We start from the raw sequence: 393 nt of genomic DNA, 5'->3' as shown, positions 1-393 counted from the left end.
ATGAGTTGACCAAACGGGTGTTTGCCGACGGCAGTACCAACCTGATGGAACGCGACGACTTGGGCCGTCTGCTCAGCCATACCGATGCAATGGGACGCGTTACCCGTTATCAATACAGCAACGAAGGCCAGGTAGAAAGCATTATCCGTCCGGACGGCGTCATCCTGCATTTCGACTATGACGACAACTACCGTCTGATCCGTAAAAGCGATGCCGAAAGCTGTTACCACGGCTATACCTATGACGAAGCGGGTAACCTGCTGACCCATACCGACCCGCTGAAACACATCACCCGTTTCGAATATGCCGGCAACGGTCTGTTGCTGTCGGTAACCGATCCGAACGGCAGCAGTACCGCATATCACTATAACGAAAACCATCAGCCCGACCGGA

General features: G+C 53.9%; 1 pseudogene. It reads left to right on the top strand.

Going from position 1 to position 393, the window contains the following annotated elements:
* Positions 1–393 (top strand): annotated as a pseudogene (locus tag HMPREF2871_RS09785) (RHS repeat family protein); the annotation flags it as partial.

The sequence above is a fragment of the Neisseria sp. HMSC067G12 genome, assembly GCF_001812725.1.
GTDB classification, from domain to species: domain Bacteria; phylum Pseudomonadota; class Gammaproteobacteria; order Burkholderiales; family Neisseriaceae; genus Neisseria; species Neisseria perflava.
The sequence above is the reverse complement of the archived record's forward strand: the minus strand, read 5'-3'. Positions and strand labels throughout refer to the sequence as shown.